This is a genomic window from Streptomyces axinellae, from assembly GCF_039532135.1.
Classification (GTDB): domain Bacteria; phylum Actinomycetota; class Actinomycetes; order Streptomycetales; family Streptomycetaceae; genus Streptomyces; species Streptomyces axinellae.
Map to the genome: position 1 here is coordinate 28832 of NZ_BAAARJ010000022.1, position 20070 is coordinate 48901.

Consider the following 20070-nt stretch of genomic DNA (forward strand, 5'->3'; position numbering starts at 1 on the left):
CCGTTCTTCGGCCGACGGCCGTTCTTCGGCCGACGGCCGTTCTTCGGCCGACGGCCGTTCTTCGGCCGACGGCCGTTCTTCGGCCGACGGCCGTTCTTCGGCCGACGGCCGTTCTTCGGCCGACGGCTGAGCGCCGGGGGCCTGCTCGGCCCGCCGCCTCTCACATATGACCGCGCCCATCGCCCCCTTGCGGCCCGGCATCCGGAGCGCCGCCCCATTCCGCGCGGCATCCGGTGCGCCGCCATCTCACCCGGCATCCGGTGCGCCGCTCTACCGCCCGGCATCCGGTGCGCTCGCATCATCCGGCGCGGCATCCGGGCCCCGCCCGTATTCGGCGCGCTCTCAGCCGCGCTGCTCTTTCCGGCGGGCTCTGCGGCGGCGTGCCGTGAAGGTCACCAGCGCCGCGCAGCCCGCCAGCAGCAGGGCGGTCGGCAGTGCGGCCAGCGGCACCCAGAAGGGGACCTCCCATTCGCCCGCCGCGTCCATCAGGCAGACGGCGGCGACCCCCAGCATGGCCAGACCGAGCAGCAGCCGCGAGGGCTCGAAGGGGTGCCTGATCATCGGTTACCGTCCTCCAGGGTGGGCTCGGCAGGCGTCGCGGGGGGCTGCGGCGCCCGTACCTGATCGGAGCGGTCGCCCTTGGGCAGCTCTCTGACGATCTCGGCCTGCCCTACGCCGACGCTCAGCTTCAGCTCGACGGTGCCTCTCGGCTTCGCCCCGTCGAAGGGCCGCAGTGTCGCCTTGCGCTCCTGCCCGAAGCCGCCGGAGGAGTCGTCCGCGACGTTGCCGTCCGCGTCCAGGCTCCGGGGTACCCGCATCTCTCCCACGCCGACGTCCATGGTGGCCTTGACGAGCGCGTCAGCCGGTACGACGACCTTGAGCTGTCCGGCGCCGACCCGGGCCGAGCTGCGCAGCGTCTGGCCCTTCTTCAGCCCCGTCCCGCGCAGGTCGAGTTCGCCCGCGCCCGAGCCCAGCGCGTAGTGCGGCTTGACCTGTGCGGCGGAGGCGGGCACCCAGTGGCTCTCGCGCAACTGTGTGGAGATGTCGTGTGGCAGCGCGGCGGTCCCCGCCAGCAGCCCTCCGGTGAGGATGACGCAGAAGACGGTGCCGGGGCCGACCCGTCCCACGAACGCGCTGACCGCGAGGCCGAGTCCGAAGACGGCCAGGGCACAGCTGAGCCCGATGGTGAGGGTGGTGCCGAGGGGCTGGGTGTTCCAGCAGACCGCGGCGGAGATCCCTGCGGCGAGGAGAGCGAGCAGGAAGACCAGCCCGCCCAGCGAACCACCGGCGGGACCGCTCGGGCTGCCGCTCTGCCGGGCCGGGCGTAGGCCACCGGGGAAGCCAGGGGCGCCCGGAACGCCCGGGGCGCCGGGGAGGCCCGGGGGCCGCCACTTCCCGTCCCTGTCCCCGGGCCCGAACCCCCTGCCGTATCCGTACCCGCGCCCGGATCCGAACCCGAACCCGGAACCGAAGCCCGCCCCGCCCCGAACCGGTCCTCCGGCGCCCCGAGGCGCCGCGGCGTCCGGCGGGGTGTCCTCGGGGCCCCACAGGTAGCCGGAGACGGCGCCCGCGCCGCCCCGTCCCGGCGCCCGCGCCCCGTCCTTGGCCGCGCCCGCCTCCTTCGTGAGCGGTTCGCGCCACCACGAGGGGGACGCGGGGACCGGGGGTGCCTGAGTCTCGGGGGGCGCGTCGGCCACGGCGTGCGCCGTCGTCGGATCGACCTCCGCGCCCTCGGCGCCCGCCGCCTCGACCCGCCTGCGGTGCTGCGACCAGTACGCGGCCCCCGCCACGGCACCGATCAGCACGACCGAGAAGGGCACACTCCGGTTGCCGAGCGAGGCGAGGAAGAGACCGCAGCCGACGAGCGCGACGAGGATCGCCGACAGCGCCGGCCCCTCGACGCGCCCCGAGAGCAGCCGCCGCCCCTCGTTCTCCTTCTCGCCGTCGACGGGGATGAGCAGCCAGGCGAAGCCGTAGAAGACCAGCCCCAGCCCGCCGACGACCGACAGCACGACCAGCGGTACGCGGAAGATCACGGGGTCCAGGTCGAAGTAGCGGCCCAGCCCTCCGCACACACCCCCGACGACCTTGTGCGAACGGCTCCGCCTGAGCCTGGGCCCCCCGGAAGAGCCCCCCGCCTTGCCTGGCCCCTTTTCCCCGTCTTTCGCCGCGTCCTTCCCGCCCGGCTCCTTCGCCCCGCCCGCCGGTCCGGCGTCCACCGGGCCGGTGCCCTCCGCCCCGGCGCCGTCCGCGTCGCGCTGCTCCTCCTCGGTCATACGCCTATGGTCGCGTCCCGGCCGGGCGCGAGCATCGGGGCCTACCCGGAGCGATCCCTGAGATCGCCGAGACGCCGAGACGCCCTGAGATGCTCTGAGGTTCCCCGGGCTGTTCCGCGGGCCTCCGGGACAGCTCAGGGCTCGACCCTGATGTCGGGCGCGGCACGACATGTGACGATCGGAGCATGACAGCGCCCGCCCCCTCGACCGCGCGTGCGACCGCGCACCCGGCCTCTGCGGCCCGCCCGGCAACGGAGCCGCCCGCCGAAGAGCCGTCCCCGCGCAAGCTCTACCGCAGTGCGGAGGGCCGGATGCTGGGCGGGGTGGCGCGCGGTCTGGCCGGGCACCTGGCGCTGCCGGTCTCCTGGGTGCGTGTCGTCTTCATCGCGCTCACGGTCGCCAACGGGCTGGGGGTGCTGCTGTACGCGGCGTTCTGGTTCGTCGTTCCCCTGGGTGCGGGCGGCGTCGGCAGCGGGCGCCGCCTCGTGGACGGCCTGCTGCCGGAGTCCGCCCCGGGGCAGGGGGGCCGCCGCAAGCTGCTCCGCAAGCCGGACAAGGGCCAGTTGTTCGCCTTCCTCGCGCTGATCGCGGCGACGGTGATCATGGGAGACAACCTCCAGTTCGGCCGCGCCAACACCTATCTGTGGCCGGTGGTGCTGATCGGTGTCGGCGTCGCGCTGGTGTGGCGCCAGGCCGACAACTCCCGCCGCGCCCACTGGGCGGAGGTCAGCCGCCGCACCCGGCTGCTGCCGATCGCGCGCAGCGCGGCCGGTGTCGTGCTGGTCGCGGCCGGGGTCACCGGCATCGTCGTCGTCCAGGGCTCGGTCAGCCATCTCGGCGCCGTCCTCCAGGCGGCGCTCGCGGTGCTGGTCGGCATCGCGCTGATGGCGGGCCCGTATCTCGTCCGGATGATGCAGGACCTCTCGGAGGAGCGGACGATGCGCATCCGCGCGCAGGAGCGTGCCGAAGTCGCCGCGCACGTCCACGACTCGGTCCTGCACACGCTCACCCTGATCCAGCGCAACGCGGAAAAGCCGCGCGAGGTGGCCCGCCTCGCCCGCGCCCAGGAGCGCGAGCTGCGCGCCTGGCTCTACAAGCCGGACGGCAAGGGCGGGGCGGCCGACGAGGAGGAAGAGCCGAAGACGCTGGCGGAGGCCGTCCGCACGACGGCGGCCGAGGTCGAGGACTACCACGGGGCGCCCGTCGAGGTGGTGTGCGTCGGCGACTGCCCCCTGGACGACGGGCTCGGCGCCCAGCTTCAGTCCGCGCGCGAGGCGATGGTCAACGCGGCCAAGTACGGTGGCGAGGGCGGCGCCGTGCAGGTCTTCGCCGAGGTGGAGGGGCGTACGGTCTTCATCTCCGTACGGGACCGTGGCCCCGGCTTCGATCCGGACGCTGTTCCGGAGGACAGGATGGGCGTGCGCGAGTCCATCATCGGCCGGATGCGGCGCAACGGCGGCACGGCCCGGCTGCGCACCGCACCGGGTGAGGGCACGGAGGTCGAACTGGAGATGGAGAGGGCGGCGGAGTCGTGAGCGAGGCAACAGCGGGCGGGCAGGCGGACGGCGGAGCGGATGCCGGAGCGGCCGGCGACAGGGGCGGGGGCTGGGGCGGCGAGGGCCGCCGGGTGCGGGTCGTGCTGGTGGACGACCACCGCATGTTCCGCGCCGGGGTCCAGGCGGAGATCGGCCGCACCGACGAGACGGGCGTCGAGGTCGTCGGCGAGGCGGGCGACGTGGACCAGGCCATGACGGTCATCCAGGCGACGCGCCCCGAGGTCGTCCTCCTCGACGTCCACCTGCCCGGCGGCGGCGGCGTCGAGGTGCTGCGCCGCAGCGCCCCCCTGATGACCGATCCGGAAGCGCCCGTCCGCTTCCTCGCCCTGTCGGTCTCCGACGCCGCCGAGGACGTCATCGGCGTCATCCGGGGCGGCGCGCGCGGCTACGTCACCAAGACGATCACCGGCACCGACCTGGTCGGCGCGATCTTCCGCGTCTCGGACGGCGACGCGGTCTTCTCCCCCCGCCTGGCCGGCTTCGTCCTGGACGCCTTCGCCTCCACGGACGCGCCCCCGGTGGACGAGGACATGGACCGCCTCACCCAGCGCGAACGCGAGGTCCTGCGGCTGATCGCGCGCGGCTACGCGTACAAGGAAGTGGCCAAGCAGCTGTTCATCTCCGTCAAGACGGTCGAGTCCCACGTCTCCGCCGTGCTGCGCAAACTCCAGCTCTCCAACCGCCACGAGCTGACGAGGTGGGCCACGGCGCGGCGGCTGGTGTAGCCGGTCCCGAACCCCCTGCCCGCCGCACCCCGCCTCGCGGAGCGCTGATCACACCGTTACTCTGTGCGCGGACGCTCAGTGACGGGGCGGGACGCGGAGAGGAGGGCGCATGCTGCTGAAGTTCCGCGTGGCCAATTTCCGGTCGCTGCGTGACGAGCAGACGCTGGCCTTCGTCCCGCCACCCGATGAGCCCAGCACCATGACGCGAGACCTGGAGCTGTCGGACGGCAAGGCCCTCTCCGTCTTCCCGGTGCTGGGGATCTTCGGCGCCAACGCCTCGGGAAAGTCCAACGTGCTCGTGGCCTTGCGCGAGATGCGTAAGGCGGTCCTCACCTCGTACTCCAGCTGGACCGCGCACGAACGCCTCCCGCGCGAACCGTTCGCCCTCGACCCGAAGTTCGCCGCGGACAGCACGTTCTACGAGGTGGATTTCGTCCTCGCTGACACCGGAGTCCGGTGGACCTATGGTTTCGAACTCGGGGACCGGCGCATCGAGTCCGAGTGGCTGCACGCCTACCCCAAGGGCCGCCGACAGGTCTGGTACGACCGCGACGCGGCACGGGACCGGGTGTTCGAGTTCCCCGGTGGACGCCTGCGCGACCGGGCACGGCTGGCGGAAACGACTCGTCCCGACGCCCTCCTCCTCACCCGTGCGGCGAACGACAACCACCCTCAACTCACGCCGGTCTTCGCATGGTTCCAGCAGAACCTCTGGGACATCACCCCGGAGACCGAGCACCGGCAGCGCGAGGCGTACACCGCGGAACGGCTGCTGGAAGCGCACAACCGCGAACGCATCGAGGAGCTGCTCCGCGTCGCGGACCTCGGCATCAGCGGGGCCAGGGTGGAGCGGAAGCCCGGCGAGCAGCCACGAGTCCAACTCATGCACGGCACACAAGGCGGAGAGTCGTTCGCCATCGACTGGGCGCGTGAATCCTTCGGCACCCGCTCCTGGTTCGCGCTCATCGGCCCGATACTGCTCGCCCTGGACAAAGGCGCCGTCCTCCTGGTCGACGAGCTGGAATCGAGCCTCCATCCGAAGATGGCCGCCGAGGTCGTGCGCCTCTTCCAGACCCCTTCGATGAACACCAGCGGGGCCCAGCTTCTCTTCACCTCGCACGACGCGTCCCTGCTGAGCCTTCCCCGGGGTGGGCGCCTGCTCGATCCGGGACAGATCTGGCTGACGGAGAAGGACAGGGGCGGGGGCACGGAGCTGTATCCCGTGGCGGATGTGGATCCGGGCGAGGAGGAAGACCTCACCGACTCCTACCTCGCCGGGGCCTTCGGCGGCGTGCCGCGCCTCCCGGCGGGGAAGATCGGCCGCAGCCTGCGGATGACTGAGGAGATCCAGAACGCGATGGAGCGCGAAGCGATGGGGGCCGGCAACTCCTGATGGGCAGACAGCGGGGAGAGGACGACGCTCACCGGAAGCAGAGCAAGAAGCACGGTAAGCGCGTGCGCGAGGTGTACGTCTTCGCCGAGGGCGAGGTGACGGAGGAGGAGTACGCCGAAATCGTCCGGGAGCACGGGGCCCGGGGTACGCCGGGCCTCGACGTCAACTGCGAGTTCCGCACCCCGAGGGAACGCAAGCCGATGCCGATGGTCGAGGATGCCATCGACCTGGCCCGTCAGGTACGGCGGGCGGCTCGCAAGGCGAAACTCAAGGAGCACGACGAGCGCTGGCCCCAGGTGTGGTGCCTCTTCGACTGCGACCAGCACAAGCTCGTCCCCGAGGCCATGGCCCTCGCCAAGCGGGAGAACATCGGCGTCGCGTACTCCCACCCCTGCTTCGAGTTCTGGCGGCTCCTGCACTACCAGAACTACACCAGCACCTTCGCGACCGTATGCAACAGCGCGCGGGACAAGCTGCGCGGACAGGACGGCTTCGCGAAGACCTACGGCCCGACGTTCACCAGGGTCGACGACAACCTGGTGAAACACGTACGTTCCGGCCAGCTGCTGGGCAAGTACAAGCAGGCCAAGAAGTACGCGAAGCAGATCAACGAACAGCACCACCATCCGGACCCGTGCAAGTGGGACCCGTACACAGGCATGTGGATGTTCGTCGAGGAAGCCCTCGACATCACGGACTACTGAGCACTCCCGCTACCACACGTGCGCGGTCCATCACCCCAGCGTGACTGTTCCCCACTGGCCACCCCGCCGCGTCGGAAGCCGTAGGCTCTTCTCCGCACACCCCCGGACAAGAGCAGAGGGAGCCGTCACACGTGGCCAAGCTGACACTCGCCCAGCTGGAACGGCACCTGTGGGCCGCGGCCGACATTCTGCGCGGCACCATGGACGCCGCCGAATACCGCGATTTCATCTTCGTCCTGATGTTCCTCAAGCGCGTCAACGACGAGTTCGACGCGGCACGGGACGACATCGTCCGGGAGTGCGAGGCTCGCGGCGATTCACCGGAGGAGATCGCGGAGGAGCTGGCGACCGCCGAGAACTACGACGCCCGGGGCGTGCTCTTCGTCCCCGACGAAGCGCGGTGGGACCACCTCGCGGAGGGCGTCAACAATGTCGCCTCGGAGTACCTGACCCCCGCCCTCAACGCGCTCACCCAGCACGAGAAGAACCAGAAGCTCCAGGGCATCTTCAACCACATCAACTTCAACCGCATCGGTGGCGGCAATTCCGCGAGCAGTTCCGCCGGAAAACTCGCGGACCGGCGCCTCTCCCAGCTGATCGAGCACTTCTCGCGGCTGCGCCTGCGCGGTGTGGACTTCGAATTCCCGGACATGATCGGTGCCGCGTACGAATACCTGATCAAGGACTTCGCGGACGACTCCGGCAGCAAGGGCGGCGAGTTCTACACCCCGCGTGCCGTGGTCCGCATGATGGTCGAGCTGGCCCGCCCCTCCCAGGGACAGCGCGTGTACGACCCGTGCGTCGGCTCCGGCGGCATGCTCATCCACGCCAAGGAGTACATCGAGGAACGCGGCGAGAACACCGAGGACCTGCTTCTGGCCGGACAGGACGCGAACAGCAGCTCACGCGTCATGGCCACCATGAACATGCTGTTCCACGGGGCCAAGCACTTCAGCCTCGAAGTCGGTGACACTCTCACCGGCCCCATGCATCTGAGCCACGACTTCGACCTGGTCCTGAGCAATCCGCCGTTCTCCAGCGACTACGACAAGGCGCAGATCCTCGACATCAAGGACCGGATGCCGCACGGCGCGACCTCCGAGCGCGGCAAAGCCGACCTGATGTTCCTCCAGCACATGCTGTACATGGTGCGGAACCGAGCCGGCTCCGTCTTCACCGTCATGCCGCACGGCGTGCTCTTCCGCAGCGGCGAAGAGCAGCGGATCCGCACCAAGCTGCTGGACGCCAACCTGATCGAAGCCGTCATCGGCCTCGCCCCGAACCTCTTCTACGGCACGGGAATTCCGGCCTGCGTTCTCGTCCTCCGGGCCGGAGGAAGCAAGCAGAAGAAACACAAGGACGACGTCCTCTTCATCAACGCCGACCGCGAATACCACGCGGGCCGCGCCCAGAACTTCCTGCTGCCCGAGCACGTGGAAAAGATCGTCTCCACGTTCCACGCCTACCGCGACAACGACATCTTCGAGGACATCGACGGATTCGCGAGCGTCGTCACCCGCGAGAAGCTGCGCGAGAACGACGACAACCTCAACATCCGCCGCTACGTGGACAACAACCCGCCCCCGGAGCCGCAGGACGTGCGGGCCCACCTGGAGGGCGGCGTCCCCCGCGCGGAGGTGGAAGCCCGCAAGGACCTGCTGGACGCGTACGGCCTGAAGGTGACGGACCTCTTCGCGGAGCGCGACGGCGACAGCTCCACGTACCTGGACTTCCTCCCGGAGGGCTCCCGCCCCGACGCGGAACGGCTCGCCGAGCTGGCCCGCCCGAGGGAGGAAAAGCTGTGGGCCGCCTTCGCCGACTGGTGGAAGGAAGAGACGGCGACTATCACTCGGCTCGCTCCGGTGGAGGACGACGGCCTGACGGAGAGCGAGCGCCGGTCCCAACTCGCGCGAGCGCGGGGCGAGTTGCTGACGTCGTTCCGGAAGCGGCTGGAGGAGGTCGGCCTGCTCGACCGCTACGCCCTGGACGGCGCGGTGGCCGGCTGGTGGCAGGACGCCCGCTACGAGTTGATGGCGCTCAGCAACCACGGTTTCGAGGAGGTCGTGGACGGCTGGGTCGAGATGGTCGAGACCCTGCTGCTGCCGGAACGCGATCCGCGTACGGGTGGCGCGCGGAAGCGCAGCGGCGCGGAACGGCGCCAGGCGTACGACCACAAGGTGGTCGCCGCGATCGCGCCCGACTTCTTGAGCGAGTTGGCGCGGGCCGACGCGCGGAAGGCCGAGCTGGACGCGAAGTGGAAGGCCGCGCAGGCGGCGGATTCCGCGGAATCCGCTGACGCGGAGGACTCGGAGGATGAGGGCTCCTCGTCGGGGGAGGGTGCCGCTGCAGCTCTGTCCGAGGAGGATCTGAAGAAGCTGAAGCGTGACCGCACCAAGGCGAACGCGGAAGTGAAGCGGATCGAGGATGCGTTCTGGCCGCTGGATTCCACGCGGAAGTCTGTCGCGGCGGCGGAGGCGAAGGCGGAAGCCGCCGAGGCGGCTGGGCAGGGTTCGTTGCTGGAGTTGGTGGGGGCTGACGAGGATGATCGCCCGGGGTTGACGCGGGCGCGCGACGCGGTTCGGGGTGACGGTGATCGCGAGGTCGTACTCGGGATTCTCAGGGCTGACCTGGCGGGCAAGCTGGAGGGGCATGTGGTGCGGCGGAGACGGGACTTGGTCGAGGCGTATCGCAACTGGGAGGACAAGTACGCGGTGTCGCTACGCGTGATTGAGGCCCGGCGGGCTGAGGCGGCGGAGCGGATGGAAGGCTTTCTTAGGGAGCTGGGTTATGCGGAGTGAAGCCGATGTCACCTGGGTTCCAGTTGGGAATCTCGGCCAGGTTCGTATGGGAAAGCAGCTCTCCCCTGCTGGCCGCACGTCGGGTGAACAGTTTCCCTACCTTCGCGTGGCCAATGTCTTCGACGGCCACATCGACTACTCCGACGTTAAAACCATGGGATTCACCGAAGCTGAGCGGAAAACCTACGCTCTTCACCCCGGGGACATCCTTCTCAATGAGGGCCAGAGCCTCGAACTGGTCGGCCGAAGCTCTATCTACAACGGGAGTAGCGGAGAGTTCTGCTTCCAGAACACGTTGGTGCGATTCAGGCCGGGTGACGGGGTACTGCCGGGTTACGTGCAAGAAGTTTTCAGTCACTGGCTCGCTACAGGCGTCTTCGCGCAGATCGCAAAGAAAACCACGAGCATCGCCCATCTGGGCGGTGACCGTTTCGCCGCGTTGCCGTTCCCGGTACTTCCTCTCCCGGAGCAGCGCCGCATCATCGAAGTTCTCGACTCAGTAGCCGACTCCGAGCGGGCGATCGAGGCTTCCATCGCCAAACTGCGCGTAATCCAGCATGCGCGACTTGCTCAAGCGACTGAACCGACATCCGCCGTCGAGGTCAGCCCACTGAAGACTCGCCTGCTTCGCATCGACGCGGGGAGGAGTCCGGATCTGCCCAATACCCCGGCAGCTCCGGGCGAGTGGGGCGTGCTGAAAGTAAGCGCTATCCACCGAGATGGCTTCCGTCCCAGCGAAAACAAAGTCATCGATGTTGTCACCGAGCTGGACGAGAAGCATGAGGTACGCCCCGGTGATCTACTCATGTCGCGAGCCAATACCCCGGAACTTGTAGGCAGTTCCTGCATCGCAGCTGATTCGTCGACGCGCCTATTGCTCAGCGACAAGACTCTCCGCCTTGTGGAGAATCCACGCCGCGCGAACCGGGCGTACATCAATCTCTGCCTCGCCAGTGAGTTCGTGCGACGTCAGATTCAGAATCTTGCGTCAGGCAGCAGCCGAAGCATGCAGAATATTAGCCAAAAGGCCATTGAGAGCATGTCCATTCCCTGGCCGCATCTGGCGCAGCAACAACGGGTAGTTGCCGAGTTCAATAGCACCAGCGATCAAATTCTTTATGCGAAGGCCGAATTGGCCAAGCTCCGTACACTCAAAACCGGCCTCGCCGATGACCTGCTCAGTGGCAAGGTGCGGGTAGGCGAGGTCGCCTAGCTCACTTTCAGCGGCCGACGTGCCCGACGAAGGCCGCCCAGGCACCGGCCCCGAACGCAAGCTCAGGCTCGGTGAGGTCCTTGGAGTCGCGGACGTGGATGGTGTGGGGGCAGGTGGCGACCTCGACGCAGGCCCCACCCTCGCTGTTGCTGTAGCTGGACTTGTGCCAGGCGACCTCGACGCAGTTCCCGCCGTCCGTGTTGCTGTAGCTGGACTTGTACCAGGAGAGAGCAATCTCGACGCAGTTGCCGCCCTCCGTGTTGCTGTAGGTGGACTTGAACCACACCAGATCGGTGCTCATAGCTCCTCCGCCAACTTCCTGATGAACCGGGCCGACTCCTCGGGATTGAGGGCCTGCCTCAGGATCATTTCATGGCGCTGCCGCAGGGTGCCGATCTTCCCACCATCTCCGTAGAGCAACCCTGTGGTTTGCCCTTCCTCGTAGCCTAGGTACTCGTGCTCTGGTGTCTCCAGGAGCACGAAAGGACCCAGTCGGCCGGGGTGCGCTCCTCGCCCGTACGGCATCATCTGGATGGTCACATTCCGTCGGGCGCTCACTTCCAGCAGGTGGCCCAACTGCCGCTTGTTCGCCTCCTTGGAACCCACCCAGTCGTGCAGCGCAGTCTCCGAGATCACGAAGCTGAACGCTGTCGTCTGCTTGTTCAGAAGGACTTGCCGTTCCAACCTCGCGCCCGACCGCTCCGCGATGGTCTCGTCATCCAACGGTGGACAGTGCGCGTGAAGCATTGCCAGCACGGTCTCTTCCGTCTGCAACAACCCCGGGATGAACTCGTTCTCATACGAGCTATGCGCCACCGCCTCCCCCTCCGCCTCCATGAAGTCCTTCGAGTACGACGGGAACGGCTCCGGCCGGAGGAACTCCTCCGCTGCCGCCAACTTACCCTTCGCGCCGCACAGTTCATCCGCGATCCGCAGCACCCGCGCCTGCGGCTTGCGGACGCCGCGTTCCATGCACTTGATGGCCTCGTAGCCGTACCCGGCCTCGTCGGCGAGCTTCTGGCGGGTGATGCCCGCCGCCTCGCGCCACAGTTTCATCTGGTCACCGGCGTAGCGCCACGCCATGGGGCGGTCGTCGCCGTTCTTGCCCTGGGGCACTGCGGGCCACCTCCTGGCTCTTGGGACGCCGGGGGTACGTGCACCGTGCGTACCCATGCCGTTACTCCTCAACGTACGCCGTGACCAGCAGCCTTTGAGCCATGAATGACGAGATTCCCCCGGCCGGTGCGTACGCGGTGGACACCCGGACCGACCGGATCGGGCAGGTCATGGACGTGTGGGGGCCGTACGTCCAACTCCGGCCGCCCAAGGGCGGATGCGAGTGGGACGTGCCACGGGAGGCCATCCGGCCGGCGCGCGTCAGCGAGGAATTGGGTGCCCGGGTCAGCGATCTCAACTGGCAGAGCCGGTACCTCCCGTGAGCGGCCCACACACACCCCGCGCGGTGCTCCGCTTCGTGAACTGGACGCTCACACCTGACCGTGAGCCGGATGCCGCGCCGATGACGTACGCGATGCGGTGCGACGTGTGCGGCAAGGGGTCCGTGGCGGCGGTCGACTTCGGCGTCGGCCATTCCTGGGCCCTGCGGCACTCGGGGCGCAATCCGTCCCATCACACGTACACGGAGGTGGCGACCCGGCCGTGGCGGTGCTGGATGAGTGGGTGATGAGCCGCAGGCCGTGAGGGCCGCCCCCGCGTCCAACTGGCGGCTCTGGGCAGTGCCCAACTCACGGCTCTGGGCGGGGATTTACGGAACGTAGCAGCGTGTCGCACGCCGTACACACGCCGTGTACTCTGCCGCTTGTCAGCTCGTCTCATTCTGTACATGAGACGGCCCCCGTCGGTGCGCCAACACCGGTCCGGGGGCCTTCACCACCGAGGTCTACGAAGGAGACCCGGGATGCACCGGCATGTTATCGCGCCTACGCGCTTCTTCTCCCAGTTGCCGAACGACATCATCCGGCACCCGCGCCTGTCCGCGAACGCCGTACGGCTGCTGGCCTGGCAACTCTCGCTCCCCGAGGGCGCCGATGAACCACTGTGGAAGACCGCCGAGCGCGCCGGGATCGGGAAGATCGCGTTCCAGCGCGCCAAGTCCCAACTCCGCGCCGAGCGCTACCTCTTCGAGTGGCGCCGTCAGCGCGAGGGCGGACGGTGGATGACCGTACAGCTCGTCTCGAACACCCCGCTGTCGCCGGACGAGGCCCTCGCCCTCGTCCGACCGCCAGGCGCTGTCACACCGACAGCCGTCCCACCGGCCGCCGGTGCCCCGGCCGACCGGCCCGCCACCCCTCAACCCCGTAAAACACCCGTAGAGAACACCTCCCACCCGGCAAGCGAGCGCGAAGCCGCAGCCGAGGCGCTCCTCCTCTCCCTCGCACGTACCGTTCCCGCCCTGGCGATGCCCGCCCGCAAGGCCCGCCGCTGGGCTCCGCTCGCCGCCGTCTGGCTCGAACGCGGCATGGCACCGGACGACGTGCGCCGGACGCTCCTCTCCGGTCTGGAGCGGGCCCGTTCACCGCTCGGCGTCCTGCGTTGGCGGCTGGAGCACGCGCTGCCCGAACCGGCCGCACCGACGCCGCCACCCCGCGTCGCCGCCATGCGGGAGTGCGCGGGCCCGCACACACAGCCCCGCCTGTTCACCCCCGTCGCCGACGAGTCCCGGTGTCCCGGCTGCCGCGCCTCACAAGCGGCGGCGACGCCTCACTCCGACCCCCGCACCCCCGGCCTCGCCACCTTCCGCGCCGCGCGCAAGGCCCTCGCGGGAGCCCTCCCAAGGCCCTGACCTGCCACGACGCCCCGTCCGGCCAGGCCCCTCCCCCGCCCCCGCCGTACCGGGCGCACAATGGTGCCCCGGCGCGGGCGGGGTGCGGGTCAAGTCGAGGGAGGGGCGCGGCAGATGGTGGGGCGGCGACAGACGGTGGAGCGGGACGAGACCGAGGTTCCGTTCCTCGCGCAGCTCGAAGCGATGGGCTGGACGCACCTGCCCGGCTCGGCGCTCACGGAGGAGGACCGCGAACCGGGTCAGCCCCTCCTCACGGGCCGGATCAGGGCGGCGCTGCGGCGGATCAACAAGCTGCCCGGTCAGCTCGGCTGCTGGATGGACGACGCGGCACTCGATGAGGCCGTGGCCCAGTTGCGGCGGCGCACCGACGTGGCGACCGGCGATTCGCTGAAGGACCTGAACCAAGAGCTGACGGATCTGCTGACCCACGGCACTCCCCCGCTCCGTGGCCCGGACGGCAAGGATCATTCGGCGTACTTCATCGACTGGGAAGCGGGCTCGCCGCACAACGAATTCCTCGCGGTCAGCCAGTTGCGCGTCCGCAACTCCGGCGGGAAGCACGAGATCCCGGACATCGTGCTGTTCGTCAACGGCATCCCGCTGGTCGTCATCGAGGGCAAGAGCCAGGATCTTGAGAACCCGCTGGGCGACGCCGTCGAGGATCTGCGCGCGTACGCCGGGAAGCCGCTGGACACCGACGAACGGCCGGCCCGCGACCGTCCGGCCGGTATCCCCGGGCTCTTCGTACCGGCGCAGCTGCTCGTCGCGGCGAGCGGGGTGGACGCCGTGCTGGGGACGATCGACGCGGAGGTGAAGCACTTCGTCTCCTGGGGAAGCGCCACACCGGACCACGAGGACGACAAGGCTCTGCACCGGGCGCTGCGTGAGGCCCAGCACCTGCACACACCCCGCGCGTCCCCCTTTCTCAGCACCGAGGAGGACATCAACGGCCAGCACCGGCTGATCGCCCTCGTCCTCACCCCGCGCAACCTCCTCAACATCGTCCGGCACTACGTCATCGAACTCCCGGTGAAGAACGCCGAGGGCGAAGTCGTCAAGCACGTCAAGGTCGTCTGCCGGCATCAGCAATACCGTGCGGTCGAGCAGATAGTGCGGCGTCTGCGCGCGCATCGCAGCCCTCTCGACGCGGGCGCGGACGGCGACGAGCGCGGCGGCGTCATCTGGCACACCCAGGGCTCGGGCAAGAGCCTCACCATGGCGTTCCTGGCCCGTCGGCTGCACCAGAGCGACGACCCGGCCCTCAATCAGTTCACCGTCCTCGTCGTCACCGACCGCACCCAGCTCCAGGAGCAACTGCACGCCACGGTGCAGCTCAGCGACAGCGCGTCCGTGATCGCCACCTCGCGGGCCGATGTCGAGGGGCTGCTGGAGACGGCCGGCGAACCCGGCGGGCGGCGCGTCATCTTCGCGATGATCCAGAAGTACTTGGGGCACGTGCCGGGGCTGGTACTCGGTGACGAGGCCAAGGAGGAGCGGGATCTCGCCGAGGAGTTCCGGAAGGCCGAGAAGCGCATCGAGGCCGGACGGGAGCCGGGCGATGTGGCGGACCCGCCTCCGGACGAGGTGGAAGCGCGGCGCCGCGAGTTCAGGCTGTGCAGCGACTCGCCCCGCGTGCTCGTCCTGGTCGACGAAGCGCACCGTTCGCACTCCTCCGTGCTGCACGCCTGCCTGCGGGACGCCGTGCCGAACGCGGCCCGTATCGGCTTCACCGGCACCCCGATCCTCAAGGGCCGCAAGAGGCTGACCAAGGAGATCTTCGGCCCGACCATCGACACGTACCGGATGGACGAGGCCGAGCGGGACGGTGTGGTCGTACCCGTGGAGTACGAGGGCCGCACGGGCCCGGCCCACGTGAACGAGAGCGGGGAACTCGACACCAAGTTCGTCAATCTGCTCACGTCACTCACTGACGAGCAGCAACTCGCCCTTCAGGCCCGCTGGACGCCGCCCACCGACAGGGACGTGGCGGAGTCCGCTCCCATGATCCGCGCCAAGGCGAAGGACATGCTGGAGCACTATGTGCTGGGCCCCCTGCGGCACGGGTTCAAGGCCCAGGTCGCGGCCGTCAGCAGGGAGGCCGTGGCGACGTACCGGAGCGCACTCCAGGACGCGCGCGCCGCGCTGCTGGAACAGCTGCACACCTTCGACCCCGAGCGGCTGCGCGGAGTGCCACCGCACACGATCTCGTACCAGGACAGTGTCCTGCTGGCGGCGTGGCACCAGCAGGCGCTGCTACGCCGCATCGACTTCGTGCCGGTGATGTCGGCGGGCAAGGAGTGGGCCAGCGGCCGGTGGCGGGAGTGGACCGACAAGGACCGGCAGGAAGAGCACGTGGCGCGCTTCCTCCAGCCGATGCCCGCGCTGGCTCCGGACAACCCGTGGGCCGTCACGCGCCTCTCCGGAGCCGACCCGCTGCCCGCCGGACGTACCGGGCAGACGCTCGGGCGCACCGACGGCCTGAACCCCTGGAGCGGAAGCGGGACCGCGGCCCCGCCCCCCGCCGAGGCCGCGCCGATCGCCTTCCTCATCGTCAAGTCGATGCTGCTGACCGGCTTCGACGCACCGATCGAGCAGGTCCTGTACCTGGACCGGCCGATCCGCGACGCCGAACTCCTCCAGGCCGTGGCCCGGGTGAACCGTCCCTTCACCGGGAAGAAGAACGGGCTCGTCGTGGACTACTACGGGGTCTTCGCCGACCTCAAGCGCACACTCGCCTCCTACCGCGGCGAACCGGAGGGTGACAACGGCGGCATGCGCACCATGGGCGCGGCCGTACCGGACATGGAGGAGGCGGCCAAGGCACTGGTCACCTTCTTGCGCGACGAGCTGGGCATCACCACGCTCGACACGAGGGACGAGCGGAACCGGGCGGTGCTTGCTCTCGCCCAGGAGCAGGACAGGGCGATGTTCGACCGTCTCCTCGGCACGTTCCTCAGCGCGCAGGACCGGGTGCTGCCGCACGAGGCCGCGCTGAAGTGGGTCGCCAGGGCCCAACAGTGGACGGTGCTGCAAAAGCGTGCCCGACGCCTCTACCGGGACGCACCGAACGGGGACTTCTCGCTGCGGTCGTACGGCCGCCAGGTGCGGGCCATGATCGCGGACCACCTTGTACTCCCGGAGATCCAGCAGGAGATCCTGCCCATCTCCCTCAACGATCCCGGATTCGACGCGGCCGTGGAACAGCTCGGCAGCACGAACACCCAACTGGCAGCCGCCGAGCAGGCGCACGGCCTGCGCCACCACCTGGAACAGCACGAGCGCCGGGAACGGCCCCACGTGTACAAGGAACTGTCGGAGGCGCTGGAGGAGGTGCTCCGCAGGTTCGACGGCCGGTGGGCGGAGATGAAGGAGGCCCTTCGTCCCCTGATCGAGCGGGCGCGCAGCCAGGCGGAGGAGGACCCCGAACTGGTGGGCCTCACACCGGCCGAGCGGCTCCTGTACACGGAGCTGAGCGAGTTCTCCCCTCGCTACGAGTCACTGGCCATGCTGTCGCCCGAGACGCGGCGCGCGCTCGTTGTCGAGGTGCACGCCACCATCGTGGACAAGGTGTCGCTCGCGTCGTTCCGCAGCGATTCCACACACCTCGCCGGGCTGGAGACGGCCATTTTCACCGCAGCACGGAACACGGTGCGGGAAACCGGCGGACGCCTCGGAACAGAGCCCGCCAAAGCACTCGCCCGGCACTTGGGCGGCCACGTGGTGGAGCACCTGCCACGCTATCGGCGTGAGGGCGGCGCGATGCGCTGATGTCGGTGCCGGAGGCTAGTTTGGGTCTGTGCAGCCACTCGCTTTCTCCGCGGATCCCCCGTCGCAGCCGGACGAGGTGCTGTCGGAGGGCCAGATCATCACCGTCGACGGCCGGCGTTTCACGGTGCGTGTCAGCGGACGCCGCAAGCGGCTGGGACTGACCGTCGAGCGGGACGGCTCACTCACACTCCGCGCCCCCGAAGGCTGCTCCGCCGAGCGGGCCGAGAGCTTCGCGCGGGGAAGTCGCCGCTGGATCGAGGGGAAGGTGCGCCTCCAGGAGCAGCACCGTCCGAGGAACATGGTGCGACGGTTCGCCGAGGGAGAGATCTTCCGCTACCTCGGGCGGGACCACCGGTTGAGCCTGGTGGACGCGCCCGCCGCCCCCGTCCGCATGCTCGCGGGAGAGCTTGTCCTCGATCGCACGACCGCTGCCGACACCACAGCAGGCCGCCGGGCCCTCCTGGACTGGTACTGCCGGGTGGGGCTCCGCTGGGCAGGGGGGCGTACGCAGCCGTGGGCGGGGAGGATGGGTGTGCCGGAACCTGCCGTCGAAGTACGCGACATCGGCCGACGCTGGGGCGTCTACCGCCCGTTGGCCGATTCCGCGCCGGGACGGGTAGCGCTCCACTGGGCCGTCTTCCAGTTCCCGCCACCGCTCATCGACTACGTGATCGCCCACGAACTGGCCCACATCAAGGTGAGCGGGCACGGCACCGACTACTGGCGGCTGCTCCGCCGGGCGATCCCCGAAGCCTCGGATCTGAAGGCCGAGCTGGACGAGATGGGCAAGTACGTCTGGCTCGGGGACACGGAGAGTTAGCGGCTGTTTCGCGGGAAGCGGCCCCCTCTCGCCCACCCGGCCTGCGGGCGGGCGGCGGTTGTTGTACCCGCCGGCGCCGGCGTCCTTCGGACGCCCACCCTGCCCCCTCGCGGAGCGCTGATCGCGCCGTTACGTTCTCCCGCTCATCCGTACGGCGAACGGGCCTCGTCCCCAACTCACGCCGGTCTTCGCGTGTTTTCACCGGAAGGCGTCTTCCCTCTCGCTCGACACCACGGGCTACTGGGACAATCGCCGGTCCAGATGTTCTGGTGTCGGGGGGGCGTTGCGGCGATGTTCGAGCGTACTGACAACCAGCTCGTGAACTTCGTGCTCTTTCTGGTGGATGTGTTCCTGAGTGCTTGGTGGCTCTGGCTTCCCGGGCTCGTGGTGTGGTGGTTCGAGGACGGCCACCGGCACTTCTCCGGTGGTTCGGGAGGTTCCGGCGGTTCCGGCTACCGCCACGACGGTGCCGGTGGTGAAGCCGGCCGGGGCGAGGGCGGGTTCGGCGGCGGTGACGGCGGCGGAGGGGACGGCGGCGACTGACGCGCAGGCGGGGGAGAGCGCCCCCAGGGTGCGACACCTGGCCGGGTCACGGCCGGGGCACGGTCTCGGGGCACATGGCCGGAGCACACGGCACACGTCGCGAAGGTCATGCGGGATTCGCGAAGGTCGTGTACGGGTCGCGGAGAAAAGAGGGGTGATTTTTCGCGACGCGTACAACTATTCGGGGTGTTCGGGGATCTCACCGACGAGTCACCAGACTCCTTCGAATCTCCGGGCCCATCGGAACCTTCCGTTCCAGCGGCCCCTTCTCCACCTGGGGAACACATGCGTATGCGAGCCACTGCCGTTGCCCTGAGCAGCGCCCTGGCCCTGTCCGCCCTCGCCGTACCGGCCGCGCAGGCCGTCACCGGTTCAACCGGTGACGCCGCCGCGAAGGTGTCGGCCGCCCGCGAGGCCGCCGTGCACAAGGCCGCCGCCGCCCACAAGGCCGCCTCGTCCGCCAAGCGGACGGCCCGTGTGGCCGACACCGGCTCCGGCGACACCGAGATTTCCGACGCGGTCGTCAACGGTGGCAAGGACGTGGTGCTGGGCACCACCAACACCAAGAAGATGACCGTCAGTTTCACCGTGCGGGACAACTCGGGCGTCGACTGGGCGCAGGCGATCCTGTGGCACGGCACGGACTTCGAGAATCTGGACACGGGCGTGGTCCCCTTCGACGACGCCGCCTGCACCAAGACGTCGGCCACCACCGCCAACTGCAAGCAGACGTTCGAAATCGACCCGAAGATCCACCTGTTCAACGGCGCTGCGGGCACCTGGAAGGTCACGGCGATCGCCGTCGGCAACGACGAGGACTTCACCGACCAGGACAACATCAAGTCCTTCAAGATGCAGCGCAACTCCCGGCTCACGGTCAACGCCGCACCCGAGCCCGTCAAGAAGGGCAAGACCCTCACCATCAGCGGGGCCCTGACCCGCGCCAACTGGGACACCCACAAGTACGCGGGCTACACCAAGCAGAAGGTGACGCTCCAGTCCCGCGCCGCCAGCGGCAAGACCTACACCTCGCTCAAGAGCTACACCACGGGCAGCGGTTCGTCCGCCGGCAAGGTGAAGACCACCCGCACGGCCACCACCGACACCTGCTGGCGCTACACCTTCGCCGGCACCTCCACCACCCCGTCGATCACCTCGACCGGCGACTGCGTGGACGTCCGCTGACCCGATCGCCGATGGCCCGCTCGCCGATGACCCGAAGCAGCGTTCCGGGCTCGCGTACGTACGACACCGAGGGCCGGTAGGAGATACGACGAGGGGCTGCGCCGATTCCGGCGCAGCCCCCTTCCGGCTCGGCCCGACGGTCACCAGCACGGTGCCTGGCCGCTGCCCGCTTCCCGCTTCCGCTGCCCCCGTTCCCACTCCCCGTTCCCCGCAGCAGGGCGGTCACCAGCGGCCCCAGTTGTCCGGAAACACCGGTAGAGGCGGGAAATTGCTCTTTCCCCCGCCT

The 20070-nt window shown here is 69.2% G+C and carries 17 protein-coding genes and 1 pseudogene; 13 read left to right on the forward strand and 5 right to left on the reverse strand.

What is annotated here, in order from left to right; translation table 11 throughout:
- The 3 genes and pseudogenes from ABD339_RS27835 to ABD339_RS27845 form a co-directional block, all read right to left on the reverse strand.
- Window positions 1–180 (reverse strand): annotated as a pseudogene (locus ABD339_RS27835) (hypothetical protein); the annotation flags it as partial.
- 162 nt (window positions 181–342) lie between these two features.
- Entirely contained in the window at window positions 343–561 is a 219-nt protein-coding gene (locus ABD339_RS27840) for a hypothetical protein (protein WP_344569837.1), read from the reverse strand.
- Window positions 558–2276, reverse strand: coding sequence for a PspC domain-containing protein (locus ABD339_RS27845; protein WP_344569841.1), 1719 nt, complete (start codon window positions 2274–2276; stop codon window positions 558–560). The genes ABD339_RS27840 and ABD339_RS27845 overlap by 4 nt, the downstream gene beginning before the upstream one ends.
- A 185-nt stretch (window positions 2277–2461) precedes the next feature.
- On the opposite strand from ABD339_RS27845, the gene ABD339_RS27850 reads away from it, so the two are divergent.
- The 6 genes from ABD339_RS27850 (at window position 2462) to ABD339_RS27875 (ending at window position 10665) form a co-directional block, all read left to right on the forward strand.
- Entirely contained in the window at window positions 2462–3811 is a 1350-nt protein-coding gene (locus tag ABD339_RS27850) for a PspC domain-containing protein (RefSeq protein WP_344569843.1), read from the forward strand.
- Window positions 3808–4557, forward strand: a complete 750-nt coding sequence (locus ABD339_RS27855) for a LuxR C-terminal-related transcriptional regulator (RefSeq protein ID WP_425576120.1) — start codon at window positions 3808–3810, stop codon at window positions 4555–4557. The genes ABD339_RS27850 and ABD339_RS27855 overlap by 4 nt, the downstream gene beginning before the upstream one ends.
- A gap of 109 nt (window positions 4558–4666) precedes the next feature.
- Entirely contained in the window at window positions 4667–5950 is a 1284-nt protein-coding gene (locus ABD339_RS27860; protein ID WP_344569845.1) for an AAA family ATPase, read from the forward strand.
- A 62-nt stretch (window positions 5951–6012) separates the two neighbouring features.
- Window positions 6013–6654, forward strand: coding sequence for an RloB family protein (locus ABD339_RS27865; protein WP_344569847.1), 642 nt, complete (start codon window positions 6013–6015; stop codon window positions 6652–6654).
- Between the two features lie 131 nt (window positions 6655–6785).
- Window positions 6786–9452 (forward strand): type I restriction-modification system subunit M, encoded by a 2667-nt coding sequence (locus ABD339_RS27870; RefSeq protein WP_344569849.1) that lies wholly within the window; start codon window positions 6786–6788, stop codon window positions 9450–9452.
- On the forward strand, window positions 9442–10665 hold the full coding sequence (locus ABD339_RS27875) for a restriction endonuclease subunit S (protein ID WP_344569851.1): 1224 nt from the start codon (window positions 9442–9444) through the stop codon (window positions 10663–10665). The genes ABD339_RS27870 and ABD339_RS27875 overlap by 11 nt, the downstream gene beginning before the upstream one ends.
- 7 nt (window positions 10666–10672) lie before the next feature.
- Here ABD339_RS27875 and ABD339_RS27880 read toward each other — a convergent pair whose 3' ends face one another.
- Window positions 10673–10966, reverse strand: a complete 294-nt coding sequence (locus ABD339_RS27880) for a DUF397 domain-containing protein (protein ID WP_344569853.1) — start codon at window positions 10964–10966, stop codon at window positions 10673–10675.
- Window positions 10963–11748, reverse strand: coding sequence for a helix-turn-helix domain-containing protein (locus tag ABD339_RS27885; protein ID WP_344569985.1), 786 nt, complete (start codon window positions 11746–11748; stop codon window positions 10963–10965). The genes ABD339_RS27880 and ABD339_RS27885 overlap by 4 nt, the downstream gene beginning before the upstream one ends.
- Before the next feature lie 134 nt (window positions 11749–11882).
- Between ABD339_RS27885 and ABD339_RS27890 the strand changes: the two genes are divergently transcribed.
- The 7 genes from ABD339_RS27890 (at window position 11883) to ABD339_RS27915 (ending at window position 19784) form a co-directional block, all read left to right on the forward strand.
- Entirely contained in the window at window positions 11883–12104 is a 222-nt protein-coding gene (locus ABD339_RS27890; RefSeq protein ID WP_344569855.1) for a hypothetical protein, read from the forward strand.
- Window positions 11999–12349, forward strand: coding sequence for a DUF7848 domain-containing protein (locus ABD339_RS34040; RefSeq protein ID WP_486388549.1), 351 nt, complete (start codon window positions 11999–12001; stop codon window positions 12347–12349). Before ABD339_RS27890 ends, ABD339_RS34040 begins: the two co-directional genes overlap by 106 nt.
- 234 nt (window positions 12350–12583) lie before the next feature.
- Entirely contained in the window at window positions 12584–13468 is an 885-nt protein-coding gene (locus ABD339_RS27895) for a hypothetical protein (protein ID WP_344569857.1), read from the forward strand.
- Window positions 13469–13582: 114 nt separating this feature from the next.
- On the forward strand, window positions 13583–17236 hold the full coding sequence (locus ABD339_RS27900; RefSeq protein WP_344569859.1) for a type I restriction endonuclease subunit R: 3654 nt from the start codon (window positions 13583–13585) through the stop codon (window positions 17234–17236).
- Between the two features lie 28 nt (window positions 17237–17264).
- Window positions 17265–18056, forward strand: a complete 792-nt coding sequence (locus tag ABD339_RS27905) for a M48 family metallopeptidase (protein WP_344569861.1) — start codon at window positions 17265–17267, stop codon at window positions 18054–18056.
- 291 nt (window positions 18057–18347) lie between these two features.
- Window positions 18348–18599: a hypothetical protein gene (locus tag ABD339_RS27910; protein WP_344569863.1), complete on the forward strand. Its 252-nt coding sequence runs from the start codon at window positions 18348–18350 to the stop codon at window positions 18597–18599.
- 291 nt (window positions 18600–18890) lie between these two features.
- On the forward strand, window positions 18891–19784 hold the full coding sequence (locus ABD339_RS27915) for a DUF5707 domain-containing protein (RefSeq protein ID WP_344569865.1): 894 nt from the start codon (window positions 18891–18893) through the stop codon (window positions 19782–19784).
- Window positions 19785–20070 lie beyond the last annotated feature (286 nt).

Excerpts from the sequence above, each read along its gene's own strand:
- ABD339_RS27840 (WP_344569837.1), bottom strand. The coding sequence starts at position 561 with ATGATCAGGCACCCCTTCGAGCCCTCGCGGCTGCTGCTCGGTCTGGCC.
- ABD339_RS27845 (WP_344569841.1), bottom strand. The coding sequence starts at position 2,276 with ATGACCGAGGAGGAGCAGCGCGACGCGGACGGCGCCGGGGCGGAGGGC.
- ABD339_RS27850 (WP_344569843.1), top strand. The coding sequence starts at position 2,462 with ATGACAGCGCCCGCCCCCTCGACCGCGCGTGCGACCGCGCACCCGGCC.
- ABD339_RS27860 (WP_344569845.1), top strand. The coding sequence starts at position 4,667 with ATGCTGCTGAAGTTCCGCGTGGCCAATTTCCGGTCGCTGCGTGACGAG.
- ABD339_RS27875 (WP_344569851.1), top strand. The coding sequence starts at position 9,442 with ATGCGGAGTGAAGCCGATGTCACCTGGGTTCCAGTTGGGAATCTCGGC.
- ABD339_RS27880 (WP_344569853.1), bottom strand. The coding sequence starts at position 10,966 with ATGAGCACCGATCTGGTGTGGTTCAAGTCCACCTACAGCAACACGGAG.
- ABD339_RS27885 (WP_344569985.1), bottom strand. The coding sequence starts at position 11,748 with ATGGCGTGGCGCTACGCCGGTGACCAGATGAAACTGTGGCGCGAGGCG.
- ABD339_RS27890 (WP_344569855.1), top strand. The coding sequence starts at position 11,883 with ATGAATGACGAGATTCCCCCGGCCGGTGCGTACGCGGTGGACACCCGG.
- ABD339_RS34040 (WP_486388549.1), top strand. The coding sequence starts at position 11,999 with ATGCGAGTGGGACGTGCCACGGGAGGCCATCCGGCCGGCGCGCGTCAG.
- ABD339_RS27895 (WP_344569857.1), top strand. The coding sequence starts at position 12,584 with ATGCACCGGCATGTTATCGCGCCTACGCGCTTCTTCTCCCAGTTGCCG.
- ABD339_RS27900 (WP_344569859.1), top strand. The coding sequence starts at position 13,583 with ATGGTGGGGCGGCGACAGACGGTGGAGCGGGACGAGACCGAGGTTCCG.
- ABD339_RS27910 (WP_344569863.1), top strand. The coding sequence starts at position 18,348 with ATGTTCGAGCGTACTGACAACCAGCTCGTGAACTTCGTGCTCTTTCTG.
- ABD339_RS27915 (WP_344569865.1), top strand. The coding sequence starts at position 18,891 with ATGCGAGCCACTGCCGTTGCCCTGAGCAGCGCCCTGGCCCTGTCCGCC.